This is a genomic window from Halomonas sp. KAO (assembly GCF_015595025.1).
In the GTDB taxonomy this organism is placed as follows: Bacteria; Pseudomonadota; Gammaproteobacteria; order Pseudomonadales; family Halomonadaceae; genus Halomonas.
On the sequence record NZ_JADNRL010000044.1, the window covers coordinates 1 to 479 of the forward strand.

Below are 479 nucleotides of genomic sequence, written 5' to 3' on the forward strand. Positions count from 1 at the left end.
TCCGCCGGCGTCAGCGGCGCAGGGGGCGCGGGCTTGTCGGTCAGGGCGACACAGCCGGAGAGCAGGACGGCGGACACCGCGAGGGTGGCGTTCAACAGGGGATGGGGCATGGGGCAGGGCAATTCCTTTGAACAGTGCGGGGATAATAAGGAGTCGCCAAGCAGCTTGTCCAACCCGCGGGCTTACGGGGCGCTCGAGAGTGCGGACAGAGGGTCTGCCGAAGTGCGTCTCGATATGCACCATTTAACATAATATACATTATGCGCAATTGATGATGCCCAGGCTTTATCGCCATCTTGGAATGGTCACATGCGGTGACCATCTGTCGCCGCCGTCGGACCGGCAACCCCACTTTTAAGATCAAATTGGTTGCGCTTAAGAATCAATGACTATATTGACCTGAAACAAGGCGGCGTTACCAAGCCGCTACCATGCTTCCCACTGACCAGTGCCATGTCCCCATCCTCTGTCGTTCTGTC